The 18,793-nt window shown below is 61.9% G+C and carries 18 protein-coding genes; 10 read left to right on the top strand and 8 right to left on the bottom strand.

Annotation, left to right across the window (positions count from 1 at the left end; genetic code table 11):
• Nucleotides 1-44: 44 nt before the first annotated feature.
• The 5 genes from ACAX43_RS25690 (at nt 45) to ACAX43_RS25670 (ending at nt 4,490) form a co-directional block, all read left to right on the top strand.
• The gene (locus ACAX43_RS25690) at nt 45-959 is read left to right on the top strand and encodes an ABC transporter permease (protein WP_370711331.1); all 915 of its coding nucleotides are present in this window, start codon (nt 45-47) and stop codon (nt 957-959) included.
• 4 nt (nt 960-963) lie between these two features.
• Nucleotides 964-1,842 carry an ABC transporter ATP-binding protein gene (locus tag ACAX43_RS25685; protein WP_370711213.1) on the top strand — a complete coding sequence of 293 codons (879 nt, stop codon included), beginning with the start codon at nt 964-966 and terminating at the stop codon, nt 1,840-1,842.
• On the top strand, nt 1,839-2,621 hold the full coding sequence (locus tag ACAX43_RS25680) for an ABC transporter ATP-binding protein (RefSeq protein ID WP_370711212.1): 783 nt from the start codon (nt 1,839-1,841) through the stop codon (nt 2,619-2,621). The genes ACAX43_RS25685 and ACAX43_RS25680 overlap by 4 nt, the downstream gene beginning before the upstream one ends.
• Nucleotides 2,622-2,779: 158 nt before the next feature.
• Nucleotides 2,780-3,376: an N-acetyltransferase family protein gene (locus tag ACAX43_RS25675; RefSeq protein ID WP_370711211.1), complete on the top strand. Its 597-nt coding sequence runs from the start codon at nt 2,780-2,782 to the stop codon at nt 3,374-3,376.
• 106 nt (nt 3,377-3,482) lie between these two features.
• Nucleotides 3,483-4,490, top strand: coding sequence for a sulfonate ABC transporter substrate-binding protein (locus ACAX43_RS25670; protein ID WP_370711210.1), 1,008 nt, complete (start codon nt 3,483-3,485; stop codon nt 4,488-4,490).
• Between the two features lie 207 nt (nt 4,491-4,697).
• Here the strand turns inward: ACAX43_RS25670 and ACAX43_RS25665 are convergent, their stop codons facing one another.
• Nucleotides 4,698-5,252 (bottom strand): putative glycolipid-binding domain-containing protein, encoded by a 555-nt coding sequence (locus ACAX43_RS25665; RefSeq protein WP_370711209.1) that lies wholly within the window; start codon nt 5,250-5,252, stop codon nt 4,698-4,700.
• 248 nt (nt 5,253-5,500) lie between these two features.
• Between ACAX43_RS25665 and ACAX43_RS25660 the strand changes: the two genes are divergently transcribed.
• The 3 genes from ACAX43_RS25660 to ACAX43_RS25650 all read left to right on the top strand — a co-directional run bounded on the left by ACAX43_RS25660 (nt 5,501) and on the right by ACAX43_RS25650 (nt 7,561).
• Nucleotides 5,501-6,445 carry an urea transporter gene (locus ACAX43_RS25660; protein WP_370711208.1) on the top strand — a complete coding sequence of 315 codons (945 nt, stop codon included), beginning with the start codon at nt 5,501-5,503 and terminating at the stop codon, nt 6,443-6,445.
• Between the two features lie 110 nt (nt 6,446-6,555).
• Nucleotides 6,556-7,332, top strand: coding sequence for a class II aldolase/adducin family protein (locus ACAX43_RS25655; protein WP_370711207.1), 777 nt, complete (start codon nt 6,556-6,558; stop codon nt 7,330-7,332).
• A 37-nt stretch (nt 7,333-7,369) separates the two neighbouring features.
• Nucleotides 7,370-7,561, top strand: a complete 192-nt coding sequence (locus tag ACAX43_RS25650) for a 4-oxalocrotonate tautomerase (RefSeq protein ID WP_370711206.1) — start codon at nt 7,370-7,372, stop codon at nt 7,559-7,561.
• 71 nt (nt 7,562-7,632) lie between these two features.
• Here the strand turns inward: ACAX43_RS25650 and ACAX43_RS25645 are convergent, their stop codons facing one another.
• The 7 genes from ACAX43_RS25645 to garD form a co-directional block, all read right to left on the bottom strand.
• The gene (locus tag ACAX43_RS25645; RefSeq protein ID WP_370711205.1) at nt 7,633-8,838 is read right to left on the bottom strand and encodes a porin; all 1,206 of its coding nucleotides are present in this window, start codon (nt 8,836-8,838) and stop codon (nt 7,633-7,635) included.
• A 73-nt stretch (nt 8,839-8,911) separates the two neighbouring features.
• Nucleotides 8,912-10,264: a TRAP transporter large permease gene (locus tag ACAX43_RS25640; protein WP_370711204.1), complete on the bottom strand. Its 1,353-nt coding sequence runs from the start codon at nt 10,262-10,264 to the stop codon at nt 8,912-8,914.
• A 7-nt stretch (nt 10,265-10,271) separates the two neighbouring features.
• On the bottom strand, nt 10,272-10,751 hold the full coding sequence (locus tag ACAX43_RS25635) for a TRAP transporter small permease (RefSeq protein ID WP_370711203.1): 480 nt from the start codon (nt 10,749-10,751) through the stop codon (nt 10,272-10,274).
• Between the two features lie 139 nt (nt 10,752-10,890).
• Entirely contained in the window at nt 10,891-11,883 is a 993-nt protein-coding gene (locus ACAX43_RS25630; RefSeq protein ID WP_370711202.1) for a TRAP transporter substrate-binding protein, read from the bottom strand.
• A 613-nt stretch (nt 11,884-12,496) separates the two neighbouring features.
• Nucleotides 12,497-13,426, bottom strand: coding sequence for an SMP-30/gluconolactonase/LRE family protein (locus tag ACAX43_RS25625; protein WP_370711201.1), 930 nt, complete (start codon nt 13,424-13,426; stop codon nt 12,497-12,499).
• A complete protein-coding gene (locus tag ACAX43_RS25620) occupies nt 13,423-14,265 on the bottom strand; it encodes an NAD-dependent epimerase/dehydratase family protein (RefSeq protein WP_370711200.1) in 843 nt (280 codons plus the stop codon). Before ACAX43_RS25620 ends, ACAX43_RS25625 begins: the two co-directional genes overlap by 4 nt.
• A 34-nt stretch (nt 14,266-14,299) precedes the next feature.
• A complete protein-coding gene (garD, locus tag ACAX43_RS25615) occupies nt 14,300-15,889 on the bottom strand; it encodes a galactarate dehydratase (RefSeq protein WP_370711199.1) in 1,590 nt (529 codons plus the stop codon).
• Nucleotides 15,890-16,104: 215 nt separating this feature from the next.
• On the opposite strand from garD, the gene kdgD reads away from it, so the two are divergent.
• Complete coding sequence (gene kdgD, locus ACAX43_RS25610; RefSeq protein ID WP_370711198.1) at nt 16,105-17,022, top strand: 5-dehydro-4-deoxyglucarate dehydratase; 918 nt, start codon at nt 16,105-16,107, stop codon at nt 17,020-17,022.
• Nucleotides 17,023-17,261: 239 nt separating this feature from the next.
• Nucleotides 17,262-18,614, top strand: a complete 1,353-nt coding sequence (locus ACAX43_RS25605) for an MFS transporter (RefSeq protein WP_370711197.1) — start codon at nt 17,262-17,264, stop codon at nt 18,612-18,614.
• Nucleotides 18,615-18,793 lie beyond the last annotated feature (179 nt).

Raw genomic sequence — 18,793 nt, 5'->3', positions numbered from 1 at the left:
AAGCCGTGCTCCCTTCCCCCCACGATGCATTGCAGGATCAGCCGATGAACGCCGCGCCCCGACATTGGAAAGACTGGCTGCTGAGCGACACACCGGGTTCGCGCAAACAGGCCGCGCTCGGGCTTGCTTACCGGCGCTGGCGGCGCTTCACCGGCAATCCGCTCTCGGTGTTCGGCTTCGCGATTCTGGTGCTGCTGATTGTGGTCGCGGCGATCGGGCCGTGGTTCGCGCCGCACGATCCATTGCAACAGGTGCTGGCGGACCGCTTGTTGCCGCTCGGTTCCGCGTCGCATTGGCTCGGCACCGACCAGCTCGGACGCGATATTCTCTCGCGCCTGATCTACGGCTCGCGCCTGACGTTGTCGATCGCGATCCTTGTTGTCGTGATCGTCGTGCCGGTCGGCTTGCTGGTGGGCATGACGGCCGGCTTCTTCGGCGGCTGGATCGATAACGTGGCGATGCGCATCACCGATATCGCGCTCGCCTTTCCGAAGATCGTGCTGGCGCTCGCTTTCGCCGCCGCGCTCGGCCCGGGCGTCATCAATGCGGTGATCGCCATTTCGGTCACCGCGTGGCCCGCCTATGCGCGGCTCGCGCGCGCCGAAACGCTGCGCATCGTGCAGGCCGACTTCATGCACGTCGCGCGTTTGCAAGGTGCTTCGCGCCTGCGTTTGCTGCTGCGCTACGTGATGCCGCTGTGCTCGTCGTCGGTGATCGTGCGGGCGACGCTCGACATGGCCGGCATCATTCTGACGGTGGCCGGCCTCGGTTTTCTCGGCCTCGGCGCGCAACCGCCCAGTCCGGAATGGGGCTTCATGGTGGCGTCGGGCCGCAATGTCCTGCTCGACGCCTGGTGGGTCGCGACGATTCCTGGCCTCGCGATTCTGCTCGTGAGCCTGTCGTTCAATCTGCTCGGCGACGGTCTGCGCGACGTCTTCGATCCCCGTCATGGAGGCTAAAAAAATGGCCCTGGATTCCAGCCACCCGCTGTGCGAAATCGATGACCTGCACGTGGGTTTTCCCGGCCACGACGGCAAACTGAGCGACGCGGTGCGCGGTCTCTCGCTAACCGTCAACAAGGGCGAAAGGCTTGGCATCGTCGGCGAGTCGGGCTCGGGAAAATCGCTGACAGGACGCGCGTTGCTCGGCCTGTTGCCGCCGGCCGCGCATTGCACGGCGAAGGCGCTCAGGTTCGACGGCCAGGATCTGCTTGCCATGCCGCCACGCAAACGGCGCCGTCTTTGCGGGCAGCAGATGGGCATGATCCTGCAGGACCCGAAGTATTCGCTCAATCCCGTGATGACCGTCGCGCAGCAGATGCGCGAAGCGTTCGCACTGCGCGATCCGAAACTGAGCCGCAAGGCGATGCGCGAGAAGATCGTCGACGCCCTCGCCTCGGTGCATATTCGCAATCCCGAACGAGTCGCCGATGCCTGGCCGCACGAGCTATCCGGCGGAATGGGCCAGCGCGTGATGATCGCGATGATGGTGTCGTCAGGTCCGCGCCTGCTGGTCGCCGATGAACCGACGAGCGCGCTCGACGTGCTGGTCTCGATACAGGTGCTCGGCATCCTCGACGAAATGATCGCCAGGCACGATACCGGCCTGATCCTGATCAGCCACGACCTGCCGCTAGTCATGTCGTTCTGCGACCGCGTGGTCGTGATGTATGCGGGGCGGGTGGTCGAAACCTGCGCGGCGTGCGATCTGGTCCATGCGCGGCATCCTTATACGCGCGGCCTGCTGGCCGCCAATCCGCCGCTCGTCAATCCGCCGGACGAATTGCCCGTGCTCCAGCGCGACCCCGCGTGGCTCACGGAAACCATCGGAGCAGTGGCATGATCGACGTACAGGCAGCGCGGATCCGGTTCAAAACAAAAACCGGCTATTTCGACGCGGTGAAGGACGCGAGCTTTCAGATCGGCGAAGGGGAGATATTCGGCCTCGTCGGCGAATCAGGCTCCGGCAAGTCGACCATTCTGCGGGCGCTCACGGGTCTGGTGCCGCTGGCAGGCGGAAGCATGCGGGTGGGCAAGCATCTGCTCGGCGAGAAGGTTGACCGCTCGTTCCGACGCGACGTGCAGATGGTGTTCCAGGATCCTTACGCGTCGCTGCACCCACGTTTCACTGTCGATCAGACGCTGCGCGAGCCGCTCGTCATCAACGGGATGGACCGGCAGGAAGAGCGGATCACACAAGCGCTGCTCGAAGTCGGGCTCGGCCCGGCGTTCCGCTTTCGTTATCCGCATCAGCTTTCCGGCGGCCAGCGGCAGCGTGTGGCGATTGCGCGCGCGCTGATCGTCGAACCCCGCGTCTTGTTGCTCGATGAACCGACTTCCGCGCTCGACGTCTCCGTGCAGGCCGAAATCCTCAACCTGCTACGGCGCCTGCACCGTGAACGCAAACCGACCATGGTGCTGGTCAGCCACAACCTTGCGGTGGTCGGCTTTCTTTGCCAGCGCGTCGCGGTGATGCGCAATGGCGAGATCGTCGAACAGCGCGATATCGAGCAAATTCGCGCGCAACGGGTCGAGCACGAATACACGCGCAGCCTGTTGCTCGCGACCGGAGGCTATCAGCGCAAGGCGGTCGACGTGATCGGCGTGGACGCGGCGTTGTAGCTCGCGGATTAAGAATCGCGCCTGTTCCCTCTCCACGCGCTGATACCACCGCTGATACCAGCTATAAGTCGCGGCGATTTTTGACTCCCTTCAAATTCGCACTCGCGACGGGCATAGTAAAACGTATCCTCAGATCCACCGGCCACGCCAGGACACGCATGAGCACCACCCGCCCCGCGCCCTCCACCCCCCATTCGACCGACCGAGCCGCCACCCCGCCACTCATCCGCGACGCCACCGAAGCCGATCTGCCCGCGATCCAGTCGATCTACGCGCACCACGTGCTGAACGGCGTCGCTTCGTTCGAAGAAATTCCGCCTTCCGTCGACGACCTGCGCGCGCGGCTCGCGTCGGTGCGCGGTCATGGGCTGCCGTACATGGTGGCCGAGATCGATCGTGAAGTCGCCGGCTATTGCTACGCGACGCCCTACCGGCTGCGCGCCGCCTATCGCACCACCATCGAAGATTCGATCTACATTGGCGACGCGTATCGTGGGCGCGGCCTGGGCCGCGTGTTATTGCAGGCGCTGATCGAACGCTGCGAAACTGGACCGTGGCGCCAGATGGTCGCCGTGATCGCCGATGGGGGCAGCGGCGGGTCGCTATCGCTGCATACCCAACTGGGTTTCGAATTGACAGGCACATTGAAGGCTGTCGGCTTCAAGCATGGTCGCTGGCTCGACACCACCTTGATGCAGCGGACCTTGGGGGTGGGCGATTCAGCCGTGCCGGACGATGTAACCGGACAAACCTGAAAAATAGCGCAGCGCGCGTCATATTCAAATCTGCATTGCTTCGTTTGAGCGGCGAGACGTCCGTGCGACGATCCTCGACCAATCGAACGCAATGGAGATTCGCCGAATGGCTCCTCATACCCGTTTTTCGCTTCACATCGCCACCGCGTTGCTAGCGGTGTTCACGACATTGAGCGCGACCGCGCAGAGCAGCGGCACTGGCAACGGCAACGCCAACGAACCGGCCAAGGTACTGCGCATCGGTTATCAGAAATCAGGCTTGCTCGCGGTGCTCAAAGCACAAGGCTCGCTCGACGAAAAACTCAAGCCGCTCGGCTACAGCATCAAGTGGTTCGAATTTCCCGCCGGCCCACAACTGCTCGAAGCCCTGAACGCGAACAGTATCGATTTCGGCTACACCGGCGCGCCGCCGCCCGTGTTCGCGCAGGCCGGCGGCGTACGCTTCGTGTACGTCGGCGCGGAGCCGGCGGGCCGTCATAGCGAAGCGGTGCTGGTCAGAAACGATTCGGCATTGCGTAGCGTGGCCGATCTGAAGGGCAAACGCGTCGCGCTGCAGAAGGGTTCGAGCGCGAACTATCTGCTGCTCGAGGCGCTGAAGAAAGCCGGTCTGCGTTACGAGGACATTCGCCCGGTGTATCTGGCGCCCGCGGATGCGCGCGCCGCCTTCGAAAGCGGCACCGTCGATGCATGGGTCATCTGGGACCCGTACTACGCGTCGGCGCAACAGGCGCTGAAAGCGCGCGCGTTGGCTGACTATTCGGATCTCAACGGTCCTTATAACTTCTATGAGGCCACGCGCGACTTCGCTCAGCAGCATCCTGATGTGGTCGGCGCGATTCTCGGACAGTTGCGCACCGCCGGACTGTGGGTCAATGACCATCCGGTGGAAACCGCCGCGCTGATCACGCCAAAGGTCGGTCTGGATCCAAAGCTGGTCGAAACATGGGTCCGCCGGTATCCGTACGGCACCACTGTTGTGACCGACGAGATCGTGCGCGCGCAACAAGTGGTCGCCGATGCGTTTTACGGCGCCCATCTGATTCCGCAGAAAGTTACCGTGAAGGACAACGTATGGCAAAGCCGCGAGGTGGCAGCCAGTCTTGCGGACAAATAGACACTGGCAGTTCGAAAAAATACGGCACGACAGATTATTTCGCTATCCGTAGCACATCATGCGCTGACGGGGCCACGACAACACGCCCCCTCACGTCGCTAGCGCGCGCCCCGCGCATGCGCCAGTGCAGTTCATCTTGCCGATGCGCGATCGCTACGTCGAGCCGGCGCTTTCATTGGATCGAAGGCTGGCTCGGCACTTCGACGATCAACGCCCGTGCGGCAGGCGCGTGAACAGCGTCGGATAATCGGTCACGAGACCGTCTTCATCCACCGTCAGGTTCGCGGCGAAATTGCGGAAGATGCCCTCGTAGCGATACTCGCGATTCAACTCGATGCACGAATATGCCTGCTCGGCACGCGTGACCTGCAAATCCGGCGTCGAAATATACGCCACGGAAATCGGCTGACGTTCGCCTTTGGCCAGTTGCAGACGGCGGATCGGCAGTGTGTTCGTCAAGGGCGTGGCGGCGATATCGATATCGATGCACCCTTCGATCGCGCTGAGCACGAGACCGTGGCCATCGTGCCAATGACCGGCGCCGTCGCCGTGCAATTCCAGTTCCCCACCGCCGACGATCTTCAGCCACGCATAGGTGGTGCGCCATTGCGCATCGCAGCGCACCTTGTAGTGCAGGCCATACGCCTTGCCGTAGCGCTGGCCGACCAGGACGCTCTCCATCGCAAAGCCGTCTTCGCGCGCGTCGAACGCCAGATGTTCGAAACCGTCGCCCTCTTCCGATGCCCACCGTAGTTCACGCATCCGCCTGTCTCCTTGTTAAACGGCGCGGCAAGCGCGCCAGCGCTCTATCGTAGCGCGAAAGCTTTCGGTTCGCCGACAGCGCGCCCATGGCGCGCATGTGTCGCAAATAGCCACTATCAATGGGCGGCGATGCCAGACGCGGTGCCGGTGGCCTATGCTCGCGGTTCACGCTCATTCCGACCCGTCGCGTGCGCCCGTCGCTCACGCGCCGACGTCGCGCATCATCGAATTCACGCAGCCCTCAAACCATGCACGCCGCCGCCGAAGCACAATCCACCGTCTTGCGCACGCTGTTGCGCAGTCTCGGTCAGATCGTGCTGCAACCGAACGCTTTCACCGGCGCCTGCCTGCTCGCCGCGTGGCTGCTATGCGATCCGCGCCTCGCATGCGCGGCGCTGACGGGTGCGGTTGCGGCCAATGTGAGCGCGATACTGGCCGGCTATCGCGAGGATGACACGCGCGCCGGCTTGCACGGCTTTAACGGTGCGCTAGCCGGTCTCGCCGCGTTCAGCTTCATCGCCGACAATGCGACCGCCGCCGCCGTGGCGATTCTCGCCGCGACGGGCACCGCGTGGCTGCTTGAACCGTGGTCGCGCCGGCTGCGCGCGCGTAGGCTTGGCGTGTTTTCGAGCCCCTGTTTGATCGTCACGTGGCTTTGGCTGCCGTTAGTGACCGGCGGCACACTGCCAGCGAACCTGTCCACCGTGTACACGCTCAGCGCAGCACAATTGAGTAGCGGCTTACTCGCCGGGTTCGCGCAAACAGGCTTCGCGACCGGCGCGTGGCCGGGCTTGCTCGTGTTGACCGGAATTGCCGCGGCATCGCGGCGCCACGCGCTATGGGCGTTGATCGGCGCGGGCCTCGCGAGCGCCGCGCACCTGCTGCTCGGCGCGAATGCAGGCTCGTTCGACGCGGGCCTGTTAGGATTCAACGGCGCGCTGACCGCGATCGCGCTGGCCGATTGCGGAGTCGCGATGACGCTCGGCGGGGTTGCCGTTTCGGTTGTGCTGCAAGTGTTCGCTACTTACTTTGGCTGGCCCGCCATGACTGCACCGTTCGTGCTCGCGACGTGGTGCATGCAGTGGCTCATCGGCCGCTTTACGCTTGGCCCAGCGGCGCCCGAAACAATGGAAAGCGCCTCAATCACGCGTTCCGTCACATCGACGGCAGCGGCCGTCCGGCGCGCGGATTAGCGCCGCAGGGTTGGGCCGCAGGTATTAAGTCGCCGGTATTAAGCCGCAGGGTTTTAGGCGGCAGGTTTAGGCCAAAGCTTAGACCCATCGAGCAATCTCAGGAGACAGACATGTCATTCACCCACACGCCCGCAGGCCGTGTCGCCGAGACGGGGCCGCTGTCCGAAGCGGAGCAGCAGACCCGTGTCGACCTCGCCGCCGCCTATCGCCTAGCGGCGCTCAACGGCTGGGACGATCTGATCTACACACATATCTCGGCGAGCGTTCCCGGCGAACCGGGCCACTTCCTGATCAATCCGTTCGGCCTCGCGTTCGACGAAGTGCGTGCGTCCAACCTGGTGAAGATCGATATCGAAGGCAACGTCGTCGGCGCAAGCGAACATCCGGTCAACGCTACCGGTTTCGCGCTGCACGCCGCCGTGCATGCTGCACGCGCTGACGCTTTCTGTGTGATGCACCTGCACAATACAGCGGGCGTTGCGGTTTCCGCGCAACCGGCCGGTTTGCTGCCGGCGTCGCAACATGCGCTGCGTTTTTACGGCCACCTCGCGTATCACGATTACGAAGGCCTGGCCTTTACGCCCACCGAAGGCGCTCGCCTCATCGCGCATCTCGCCGACAAACCGGCCATGCTGTTGCGCAATCACGGCACGCTGACCGCCGGCCGCACCGTCGCCGAAGCCTACGTGCTGATGGCGACGCTGATCAAGGCATGCGAAATCCAGTTGCAGGCGCAAGCATGCGGCGCCGAACTCGTGGTGCCGGGCAATGCCGTAGCCGCCCGCACCGCCGAACAGCTATACGACGGCGGCGCGATCGAGGGCGCGCTGGAATGGCCTGCTTTACTACGCAAGCTCGATCGGCTCGACCGCACTTATCGCGACTGAATTCATTTCTTAACGTTGTTGATCACGGAGTCACGCAATGCCCACGTTTCATATCGAACTCTTCGAAGGCCGCTCGCTGGAACAGAAACGCCAGTTCGTCGAAGCCATCACCCAGGCTACCTGCGAATCGCTTGGCGTCGAACCGAATTCGGTGGACATTATCCTCACCGACGTCAAACGCGAAAACTGGGCAACGGGTGGACGTTTGTGGTCCGAAGCGGACGCCTGAACGTCCATCCCGTGAAGTCCGGATCGGCCGAACTCACCGTGGCGGCATCTCAAGACGCCGCCACGCCACGATTAGAACTTGTGGATGATGCCCACGCCTGCCGCAAACTGGCTGCGTGACGAGGACGGCGCGCCATTCTGGCCGTCGCCGATATCGGCAGTTGCGTTGATGATGCTGGTGCCGGTCTTGGTCGGGGCCAGGGTCTGGCCGCCCGCACGTTGATAGGCCTCCAGCGCATACAGCCCGGTACGCTTGGAAAGGCTGTAGTACTGCGAGAGATTGAACTGCTGATAGCGCGCCGAGCTCGAAATGCCGTTCGACTGCGTTGCGCGCGTATAGCTATAGCCGGCAGCCAGGTCCAGCGTCGACAGCGGCTTGAAGTGCAGCACTGCGCCAGCCGTGTTGAAGATCGCTTCGCTGTGGAACAGCGAGTTCACGCCCGGAACGTATTGCACGTTCGAATACGAGAACGAGACGTCCCATTGCGAACTGAACGCATAACCGCCCGTCACTGCAACCCGCTGCTGCGCCTGCGCCGTCTGATAGCCGTTGTTGATGCCCGACACACCCGCTTGGGCGCCGGCATTCGACGTCGTGGAGTCAGGACCCCACGCACCGCCGCCCGGTGTCGAGTTGTTGATGCGCTGGAAGCCCGCCGCGATACCGAACGGACCGTTGAGGTACTGCGCCGCCGCGCTCCACGTCGAGCCCGCATTGGTGCTGCCCGCCACACCGCCCACCGAATACGAACCGCTCACCGTCAAGCCGTGCATGTTCGGCGACGTATAAACCAGCGAGTTATTCGCGCGGTACAGCGTGTCCAGCGAATCGATATCGCCCGGGTGTGCGCCGTAAGCGCCCGTCAACCACGTGGTCGGGCTATAGGGCGACAGCAGCGTGTAGTACGACGTGTACTGGCGGCCTGCGGTGAACGAGCCGTAGGTGGCATTGGCGAGGCCGACATACGCTTGCCGATTGAACGCCAGGCCGGAGACGGACTGCGCGCCGGTTGCGCTGTTAAAGCCCTCTTCCAACTGGAAGATCGCCTTCGTGCCGCCGCCCAGGTCCTCGCTGCCCTTCATGCCGAAGCGGCTGCCTGCCCAGATCCCGTTGATCATCTTGACGACCGAGTGACCGCCGCTGGTCGAACCGAGCGACGTTTGGCTGCTCTGATAGCCGATCCCCGTATCGACGATACCGTACAACGTCACGCTGCTTTGAGCGTGCGCGCCAAGAGCGACCAACCCAAGGGCCGAGGTTGCTAATACCTTTTTCATTTCTGCTCCTCTGTAAAAAATTTATTCCTTGTGCCTGGCAGTGCATCACCAGCGCCGACTCTTAATCAAGCATTCAAAACACCGGGTGGCCATTGATCAGGCTCGGCAACCATGTCGAAAACATGGGTACGTAAGTCACGAGGTTGATCGCGCTGAAGATAGCCAGGTAATATGGCCAAGCAACCTTCGTGGTTTCACCGATAGACACATTCCCGATTGCACAGCCGATAAACTGCACCGAGCCGATCGGCGGGTGAACCAGGCCCAACGCACAGTTCAGCAGAATCATGATCCCGAACTGCACGGGGCCGACGCCGGCGTGCATCGCCATTGGCAGGAATAACGGCGTGGTGATCAGGATGTGTGCCGCCATGTCGACGAACGTGCCCAGGAAGATCTGGATGACGTTGATGTAAAGCAGCATCAACCAGGGCAGGCTCGTCGCACCATCGAGCATGCGTTCGATTGCATCGGGAATCTCCAGATAAGCCATCTGGAAGCGCAGCATGTTCGACACGCCGATCAGGAGCAGCACCACGCCGGTGGTTTTAGCCGCCTTGGACAGCGCATGAAAGAGCTTCTTCATCGTCATCGTGCGGTACACGACGATGGTCAACACCAGCGAATAAAACACGGCAATGGCTGCCGCTTCCGTCGCTGTGGCAATGCCCTTAGCCACGCAGACCAGAATGATCGCGATCACCATCAAGCCGGGCAACGCGCCGAGGAACGTGCGGGCCACGGCGAACCAGCCGGGAAAGCGCTGCAATTCGGTCGAGCCGTCAGGGCGGCGCGGATAGCCGAACTTGACCGCCTGCCAGTACGCAGCGATGAGCACGAAACCCATCACCCACAGAACCGGCAAGAGACCCGAAAACAACAGATCGCCGATCGACACACCGCTCATCTGGTGACCGTTCAAGGTGCCGGTGATGCCTTGGGCCGCGAACGCATAGATGATCATGTTCGTCGACGTGGGCATCAGCGCGCCCGCCAGCGACGAATGGGTCGTCACGTTGACCGCATAAGCCGCGCTGTAGCCTTCGCGCTTCATCAGCGGAATGACGACGCCGCCCATGGCGGACGTGTCCGCCGTCGGCGAACCGGACACGCCGCCGAACAGCGTGCAGGCAACCACGTTGGCCATGCCGAGCCCGCCGCGAAAATGGCCCACCGTGGCCTGCGCGAAACGCAGGATGCGGTCGGCGATACCGCCGTGCAACATCAACTCGCCGGAGAAAATGAAGAACGGGACCGCGAGGAACGAAAACGCGTTCATTCCCGAAATCATCGACTGCATGGCGGTAGCCGCCGGCAAGCCTTCATACAGATAGGTCAGCACGCATGAGAGTCCCAACGCGAACGAAACGGGAACCCCGAATACGAGGAAAACGAGGAAACTAACTGAGAGGATGGCAAGTTCCATGATTCTTCTATTTTTGTTTCTGTGCGAAAAGCCCCAGCAGGTTCTCGAACGAGAACAGAGCAATGCAGGCGCTGGCAATGATCGGAATCAAATAACGAAGCGCTTCCGGAAGGCCCAGAATCGGGATCTTGTCGTCCATCGTCGTCTCCGCCATCTGCGAACAGCCGAAGAAAATCGCCACGGCCAACACGATCAGGCAGATATGCTGGAACGCGTGGGCGACCACTTGCCCTTTCGGCGGCAACTTCTTGACGAGCGAGTCAAGCCCGATGTGACCGCCCTCGCGAACCTTGAGCGCGGCGCCGAACATGGCGATCACGATCACCAGCAAGAGCGCAATGGGTTCGACGAAATCCGGTGCGTCGCTGAAGACATAGCGCATCACGACGCTGTAGATCACCAACAGGCACAGCGCAGCGAGACTCACCGACGCCACGACAACCAGCACGTGGAAGAGAAAATCATTTGGGCGCTTCATGAATCTCATTGACCCCATCCTTGCATACAACGGACTTATATTTAATCTTCAGGAATCCTGCTAACCGTCACCGGCTCAGGAAACCATACGGCGGGAAAAACCTGCAGCGCTCGCTGCAAGGTCTTTCGCCACCGCGTTACTTCCGAACTTATTTGACCGCCTGGATTTCGTCGACGAGCTGCTTCATTTGCGGGGTCTTTTCATACTTCGCCCAGACCGGCTGCATCGCCTTCACGAAAGCCGGACGGTCGATCTGCGACGCGGTGATGATCGTCGCGCCGCCCTTGGTGACCATCCTGGCCGCATCGTTTTCGCGCGCGGTCCACAGCTTCTCGTAGTAAGGCACCGAATCAGCCGCCGCCTTCTTGATGATTTCCTGCTCTTGCGGCGCTAGTGTGTCCCACACCTTCTTGGAGAACACCAGCACTTCCGGCGTCATCGAATGCCGGGTTTCGGAATAGACCTGCGCGACTTCGAAGTGCTTGGTCTCTTCGTACGACGGCAGATTGTTTTCCGCGCCATCCACCAGACCCGTCTTCAGGCCCGTATAGACTTCGGCGAACGGCATCGGCGTCGGCGTGCCGCCCATCGCCTTGATTTCGTCGACCATCAGATCCGAAGGCTGCACGCGCACCTTGAGGCCCTTCATATCGGCCGGCGAATGGATGGCCTTCTTCGCGTACATGGAACGCGCGCCGCTCTCGTAGAACGTCAGCGCGATCATGCCCTTCGCCTTGAAGGCGTCGAGAATCTTCTGGCCTTCCGGGCCGTACATCACTTTGCGGAAATGGTCGATGTCGCGAAACAGGAACGGCAGCGACGGAATCATCGACTCCGGAACGATCTCGTTGAATGCGGCACCGTTGGCGCGAGCCATATCCAGTGCGCCGATGCGCACCTGATCGATCGTGTCGTTTTCGGAACCCAGCGCGCTATTGCCGAAGACCTTCACGGAATCCTTGCCACCGGTCGCCTTGCTGATTTCCTCACCCATGTATTTCACGGCCATGTTGGTCGGATAGGTGTCGCCATGCACGTCCGATACCCGGAATACGCGCGCGTGCGCCGACACGGTGCTAAATGCGAGCACGGAGGCCGCGACAATCATCGAAACACGGGAAGTGGCAAACTTCTTGTTCATCGTGACATTCCTTGAAAAATAGATCATCAAATCGATTGCGGAGGGCCGCTTTCGGAGGGCCGCTGGCGAATGCGACATGGGTTTGATGCGTCTCCCAACTCCACGCGCGCCGCCCTGCGGGTAGCGAGCGCTTTGCCATGCTGACCTGTTAGACGTCCCCGGCACAGATGCTCAGCACTCCTGTCAGACAACTCGACTTCTTTACTTCGACTGTATCGGCATGAGCCCCGCGCGAGTGGTCACGTGCGCGGAGAACGCTGCCCGCTTCGTCCAGCGATCCAAAGCTATCTCGAAAGGAGTTTGTTTGGACTCGTATGTTGTACGACGACATACGAAGTCTATAAAACACGATTTGAGTTGTACAGCCGGTATTTACCCGCACGACAGAAGTACGGGCGTAATAGTTTCCGTATTAAATCTACACGCCAATAGTCAAGCCAGAAGCGCCGGAGAGCGAATTCCGCGCTTCAAGACACTATATTTTTCGTAGAAAGGAGCGAGGCCGGAAAGTGGTTTTTACGCCACGATGTTGTACGACGAGTGACGAATAAAGGTGGAAAACGTCAAGGATCGGCATGGCAGCACGCCAACGCTCGTCTCACGCACGTATCTTTTATAGTTCGCCCGCATATTCGGGCTCGGGCAACCCGGTCACACCGGGACGAACCGCAAACAGATGGCCGTCGTGCTCATTGGCACCAACTGCCGGACGAATCGACGTGACGAACAAGGTAGCCAGATCGCGGTCGCCGAACGCGCACATCGACGGCTTCACGGCCGGTAACGCAATCTGTCGGTCCAGCTTGCCTTGCGGGGTGAAGCGCAGCAGCAGGCCCGCGTCGTTCGCGCAAATCCAGTAGCAGCCGTCGGCATCCACCGCCGCGCCGTCGGGCCGCCCGGCGTAGTCATGCAGGTCGGCAAACATGCGCCGATTGCGCGGCTCGCCCGCTTCGATGTCGTAATCGAATGCCCAGATCTGCCGGCGCAAAGGATGCGAGTCGGACAGATACATCGTGGTCCCATCGGGCGACCACGCCAGACCATTTTGGGTGATCAACGCATCGACGACGGGCTCGGACAATCCACCTTGCGCGTCGAACCGATACAGCGCGCCGGCAGGATTAGCCGCTGCCATGTCCTGCACCATCGTGCCGGACCAGAAGCGCCCTTGCCGGTCGCAGCGGCCGTCGTTGAAACGCATATCGGCAAATGGGAATATCGGCGCGGCGAGTTTCTTTCCGGTCACTGCCAGCGGTTCGCCGTTGGACGCGCCTTCAGTCAGCGTGACCGCAAAAAGCCCAGTCTCGCAGCCCGCCAGCACCGTGCCGCGATGATCGAACGCCAGGCAGGCCACCTTCTCCGGCAATACCCACTCAGACCGCTCGCCAGTGCCGAGCCGCAGCCGCACGATCTTCCGCGCCGGAATATCCACCCAGTAGAGCGCCTGTTCCGCAGCACGCCACACCGGGCTCTCGCCGACCGACGCGGGCGCCTCCCCTGCCGCCTCGACGCGCTCCACCCGCGGATTCGCCATGACACTCATCGTTTCGGCTCCATCGGACCGGCCAGCACGAACGCGCCGCCCTGGAAACGCTGCGTCGGATCATCCAGTTCGGCGGTGGGCGCTGTGACCGGAAAGAGGTGCTCGAACTCGATCGAACTGTCCTGCGGACGAAAGCCGAGGAATGCGGCCTTCGTGTTATCCACCCACTTGGTCCGGTTATCCGAAACGCCATAAACGATCGCGTGTCCCACCCGGTTGGTGAACAGCGAGCAGCGTACGAGTTCGATGAAGTCGCGAAAGCTCAGATACGTGACGAGCATGCGCGGATTCTTAGGCCGCTCGAACGACGAGCCGATCCGCAGGCACACCGTCTCGAGACCGAAGCGGTCGAAGTAATAGCGCGACAGCGATTCGCCGAAGCACTTCGTCACGCCGTACAGGCTGTCGGGACGCAGCGGCGCGTCGATATCGATCACCGACGTCGTCGGATGAAAACCCACCGCGTGATTCGAGCTGGCGTACACGATGCGCTTGACGCCCTGCTTCTGCGCGGCCGAATAGAGGTTGTACAGACCGCGGATATTCGCTTCGAGCAGATCGTCGAACGGTGCCTCGACGGAAATGCCGCCGAGATGAACGACCGCATCCACACCTTCGAGCAGCGCGTGAACGGCCGCTTCATCTGCAAGGTCGGCAATCGATGCTTCCTCATGCGCCGCCACAACGCCCAGCGGCGCGATATCGGTGACGCGCACAACATCGGCCCACGCGGCGAGCGCACCGCGCAACTGCTGGCCGAGATTGCCGGCAGCGCCGGTGAGCAGAAGACGGCGAAAAGGTTTCTGTGCCGCCGGGCGGTCGAGGTTCGAGTCAGTCATGTCTAAGTCTTTGTCGTGATTTCTATCAGCACTATCAGGTCACCGGCGCCGGATTGAACAGCGTCAACGCATTGTGGAGCTTGAGCTTCTCCGCGCAGGTCTGCTTGCGCCCGCTTGCGACGTCGAGCATCAGGCGGAACAGTTCCCAGCCCACGTCTTCGATCGTCGCGGCGCCGGTGGCGATGGTGCCTGCGTTGATATCCATCAGGTCATGCCAGCGGCGCGCGAGATCGGAGCGCGTGGCGACCTTGATGACGGGGACTTCCGCGAGGCTGTACGGCGTGCCACGGCCCGTGGTGAACACATGCAGGTTGATGCCCGCCGCGACCTGCAGCGTGCCGCAGATGAAATCGCTGGCCGGCGTGGCCGCGTAAATCAGGCCCTTCTGCTTGACCTTTTCGCCCGGCGAGAGCACGCCCGAAATAGCCGAATTGCCCGATTTGATGATCGACCCCATCGCCTTTTCAACGATGTTCGACAAGCCGCCCTTCTTGTTGCCAGGCGTGGTGTTGGCGCTGCGGTCGGCGCCGCCACGCTTCAGATAATCGTCGTACCACTGCATCTCGCGAATGATCGCCGCAGCGACCTCCGCGTTGGCCGCGCGTGCCGTCAGTTGATCGACACCGTCGCGCACTTCGGTGACTTCGGAGAACATTACGGTTGCACCGGCGCGTACCAGCAAGTCGGTGGCGAAGCCCACCGCGGGATTCGCGGTCAGCCCGGAAAATGCGTCGCTGCCGCCGCATTGCACGCCGATCACCAGATCGGAGGCCGGGCAGGTTTCGCGGCGGCGATTGTTCAGCCGCTTCAGATGCCCGTCGGCCATTCTCATGATCGACTCGATCATCGACTGAAAACCGACGTGCGCTTCGTCCTGAAGCACGACCACGTCGCCATTCATGTCTGCCTCGACGTCGCCGATGTCCGCGACTTCGGCGACATTCGCAGCCGCCGCAATAGGAATCGTGCCCGGCGGCATCAGACGTTCAGGCTGCAGCTTCTCGCAACCGAGGCTGACCATCATCACTTCGCCGCCGAAATTCGGATTCAGACTGATGTTGCGCACGGTGCGGATCGGCACCATCGCGTCCGGGGCGTCGATCGCGACGCCGCAACCATACGTGTGGCCGAGGCTCACTACATCGTCGACGTTCGGGTATTGCGGCAGCAACTCGGCCTTGATTCGCGTGACCGCATGCTGAACCACGTCGGCCACGCATTGCACCGTGGTCGTGATCGCCAGAATGTTGCGCGAGCCCACCGAGCCGTCAGCGTTGCGATAGCCCTCGAACGTGAAACCCTCCAGCGGCGGCATGTCCGGCGCCTTGATGGTGGCGATAGGCAGATCGTCCAGTCCCGGCGGACTCGGCATGCGGATCACGTGCTCGTTGATCCAGCTGCCCTTCGGCAAGGCCTTGAGCGCGTAGCCGATCACCACGTTATAGCGGATGACCTCGTCGCCTTCCGCGAGATCGGTCAATGCGACCTTGTGCCCTTGCGGCACACGCTCGCGCAGCGCAAGACCATCGGGAAATACGGCGCCCTCACCCAGACCGCCGTCGTTGACGACGATCGCGACATTGTCATTGGGGTGAACGCGAATGTAGAGCGGGGGTTGTTCCATTGCATCGATCCTTATGGCGCTTAACGCCTGCTGCACCAGCCATTCATACGTCATCCTACAACATGAAAGATTGCGCAGGCGTTCCGTATTTACCCTAGGGCGCGCATTATGCCGCCAAAACATCGTTGAGTTAGCCGATTTGTTGTTGTACGATGACGTATAAGAAATCTCCATTTCTACCTATCGACCTCTATTCGACGCCTTGGATACTCATCATGACGACACCGCAGGAACTGAAGCAGATCGTTTCGGAAGGCCTTCTGTCCTTCCCCGTGACCGACTTCGACGCACAAGGCGAGTTTCGCGCCGACACCTATGCCGAGCGCCTGGAATGGCTCGCTCCTTACGGCGCTTCGGCACTCTTCGTCGCCGGCGGTACGGGCGAATTCTTCTCGCTCACGCACAACGATTATTCCAACGTGGTTCGCACGGCAGCCGAAGTCTGCAAAGGCAAGGTGCCGATCCTCGCCGGCGCCGGCGGCCCGACCCGCGTGGCGATTGCATACGCACGGGAAGCCGAACGTCACGGCGCGAACGGCATTCTGCTAATGCCGCATTACCTGACCGAAGCCTGCCAGGAAGGCATCGCGGCGCACGCGGAAGAAGTCTGCAAGTCCGTGCCGAACATGGGCGTGATCATCTATAACCGCGCGAACTCCAAGCTTAACGCCCACATGCTCGAAGGGCTGGCCGAGCGCTGCCCCAATCTGATCGGTTTCAAGGACGGCGTAGGCGAGATCGAAAACATGGTGACGATCCGCCGCCGTCTGGGCGATCGCTTCTCGTATCTCGGCGGCCTGCCGACCGCGGAAGTCTATGCCGCGGCCTACAAGGCGCTGGGCGTGCCGGTGTATTCGTCGGCGGTATTCAACTTCATCCCGAAGACCGCGATGGACTTCTACCGCGCGATTGCCGCGGACGACCACGCTACCGTCGGCAAGCTGATCGACGAATTCTTCCTGCCGTATCTGGCGATCCGCAACCGCCGTGCGGGCTACGCGGTCAGCATCGTGAAGGCCGGCGCGAAGCTGGTGGGCCATGATGCCGGACCAGTGCGCGCTCCGCTGACCGATCTGACCGAAGAAGAAATGGGCAAGCTCGACGCGCTCATCAAGACGCTCGGCCCGCAGTAAGTCATAAGCGCAGCAAGCGCCCAACGGCCGTGCGAACCTGGGTCGCGCACACGGCTTCGCAAAAAACGCCCGGGACGGCAACGTTGCCGGGCGTTTTTTACCGCGCCATCGCGCCATCGCGCCAGGTTGTGCTTCCCATCAAGAAGCGCGAGCTTGACCGGCGAGAACCGTGGTCAACGGCCGGTTGCGGCGCAAGGCCTGGGAGCCCGCTCCCTTGCATAAAAATTCAGGAGATGACGATGGAAATGAGCCGCGCGGCCAGCCCCGCCCATGCCGGGAAGCGCACTAACGTCCGCTACACGATTCTGCTGTTGATCTTTCTGATCACAACGTTCAATTACGCGGACCGCGCCACGCTCTCGGTAACCGGCTCCGCGATGCGCGCCGAGTTCGGCTTCGACGCGATCAGGATGGGCTACATCTTCTCCGCGTTTAGCTGGGCCTATGTTCTGTCGCAACTGCCGGCAGGGTGGCTCCTCGACCGGTTCGGTGCGCGGCGCGTCTACGCGGCGAGCATTTTCCTGTGGTCGTTGTTTACGTTGCTGCAAAGCTCGATCGGCTTGCTGGGCAGTGCAGCCGCCGCCGTCACTGGGCTGTTCGTCTTGCGCTTCGCGATGGGCGCTGCGGAATCGCCGGCGTTTCCGGCCAATGCCAAGGTCGTTGCCAGCTGGTTCCCCACGAATGAACGTGGCACGGCGTCCGCCATTTTCAATTCGGCCCAATACTTCGCGGCGGTCATTTTCACGCCGCTGATGGCCTGGCTCACCCATGCGTTCGGCTGGCACATGGTCTACCTCGTGACGGGCGTGGCCGGGCTCCTGCTCGCCTTCGCCTGGCTGAAGGTGATGAAGAACCCCGCCGACCACCCACGCGTCTCGCGCGCCGAACTGGACTACATCGAGCAGGGTGGCGGCGTGGTGAACGGGCACCAGAAAGCGGCCCAGCCCGAGGACGTCGCTAGCGTCGGCGGCTGGTCCCTGGTGCGTCAACTGCTGACCACTCGCATGCTGCTCGGCGTGTATCTCGCGCAGTACTGCATCAACGTGCTGACCTACTTCTTCCTGACCTGGTTTCCGATCTACCTCGTGCAGGCACGCGGCATGACGATTCTGCACGCGGGTCTGGTGGCCTCCCTGCCGGCGATTTGCGGGTTCTCCGGTGGCGTGCTCGGCGGCATCCTGTCGGACGGTCTGATCCGGCGCGGCCATTCGCTTACCGTCGCGCGCAAGGTGCCGATTGTCGGCGGCATGCTGCTGTCGGTGTCCATCATCGGCTGCAATTACGTTTCGACCGACTGGGTCGTGGTCGCGCTCATGTCGCTCGCATTCTTCGGCAAAGGCATCGGTGCGCTCGGCTGGGCCGTCGTGGCGGATACGGCGCCGAAGGAAGCCCTCGGTCTGTCGGGTGCGATCTTCAACATGTTCGGCAACGTGGCGGGCATCGTGACGCCCATCGTGATCGGCTATCTCGTCGCGAAGACCGGGTCGTTCAACGGCGCGCTGGTTTTCGTCGGTCTGAATGCGCTGCTGACCGTGTTCAGCTATCTCGTGATCGTGAAAGACATCAAACGGGTCGAACTGCGCCGGCGCTGATCACCGGGCAGTTATCGTACTTCCCGAAAGCGTCTGAGAAAGCACCGCCGCCGCACCAGGAGGCGCCTGCAACCGGGCGCCGACGCGAGATCTGACATCGACGCCGAAAATGATCCGGCGTTTATTTAATCAGTCGTCAGACGACGGTATAATGGGACGCAGGACGTATCTGCAACTAT

This window comes from Paraburkholderia sp. IW21 (assembly GCF_041321145.1).
In the GTDB taxonomy this organism is placed as follows: domain Bacteria; phylum Pseudomonadota; class Gammaproteobacteria; order Burkholderiales; family Burkholderiaceae; genus Paraburkholderia.
The sequence above is the reverse complement of the archived record's forward strand: the minus strand, read 5'-3'. Positions and strand labels throughout refer to the sequence as shown.

Bases quoted from the DNA above. Each gene is read 5' to 3' on its own strand.
- ACAX43_RS25690 (WP_370711331.1), top strand. From the start codon at position 45: ATGAACGCCGCGCCCCGACATTGGAAAGACTGGCTGCTGAGCGACACA.
- ACAX43_RS25685 (WP_370711213.1), top strand. From the start codon at position 964: ATGGCCCTGGATTCCAGCCACCCGCTGTGCGAAATCGATGACCTGCAC.
- ACAX43_RS25680 (WP_370711212.1), top strand. From the start codon at position 1,839: ATGATCGACGTACAGGCAGCGCGGATCCGGTTCAAAACAAAAACCGGC.
- ACAX43_RS25675 (WP_370711211.1), top strand. From the start codon at position 2,780: ATGAGCACCACCCGCCCCGCGCCCTCCACCCCCCATTCGACCGACCGA.
- ACAX43_RS25670 (WP_370711210.1), top strand. From the start codon at position 3,483: ATGGCTCCTCATACCCGTTTTTCGCTTCACATCGCCACCGCGTTGCTA.
- ACAX43_RS25665 (WP_370711209.1), bottom strand. From the start codon at position 5,252: ATGCGTGAACTACGGTGGGCATCGGAAGAGGGCGACGGTTTCGAACAT.
- ACAX43_RS25660 (WP_370711208.1), top strand. From the start codon at position 5,501: ATGCACGCCGCCGCCGAAGCACAATCCACCGTCTTGCGCACGCTGTTG.
- ACAX43_RS25655 (WP_370711207.1), top strand. From the start codon at position 6,556: ATGTCATTCACCCACACGCCCGCAGGCCGTGTCGCCGAGACGGGGCCG.
- ACAX43_RS25650 (WP_370711206.1), top strand. From the start codon at position 7,370: ATGCCCACGTTTCATATCGAACTCTTCGAAGGCCGCTCGCTGGAACAG.
- ACAX43_RS25645 (WP_370711205.1), bottom strand. From the start codon at position 8,838: ATGAAAAAGGTATTAGCAACCTCGGCCCTTGGGTTGGTCGCTCTTGGC.
- ACAX43_RS25640 (WP_370711204.1), bottom strand. From the start codon at position 10,264: ATGGAACTTGCCATCCTCTCAGTTAGTTTCCTCGTTTTCCTCGTATTC.
- ACAX43_RS25635 (WP_370711203.1), bottom strand. From the start codon at position 10,751: ATGAGATTCATGAAGCGCCCAAATGATTTTCTCTTCCACGTGCTGGTT.
- ACAX43_RS25630 (WP_370711202.1), bottom strand. From the start codon at position 11,883: ATGAACAAGAAGTTTGCCACTTCCCGTGTTTCGATGATTGTCGCGGCC.
- ACAX43_RS25625 (WP_370711201.1), bottom strand. From the start codon at position 13,426: ATGAGTGTCATGGCGAATCCGCGGGTGGAGCGCGTCGAGGCGGCAGGG.
- ACAX43_RS25620 (WP_370711200.1), bottom strand. From the start codon at position 14,265: ATGACTGACTCGAACCTCGACCGCCCGGCGGCACAGAAACCTTTTCGC.
- garD (WP_370711199.1), bottom strand. From the start codon at position 15,889: ATGGAACAACCCCCGCTCTACATTCGCGTTCACCCCAATGACAATGTC.
- kdgD (WP_370711198.1), top strand. From the start codon at position 16,105: ATGACGACACCGCAGGAACTGAAGCAGATCGTTTCGGAAGGCCTTCTG.
- ACAX43_RS25605 (WP_370711197.1), top strand. From the start codon at position 17,262: ATGGAAATGAGCCGCGCGGCCAGCCCCGCCCATGCCGGGAAGCGCACT.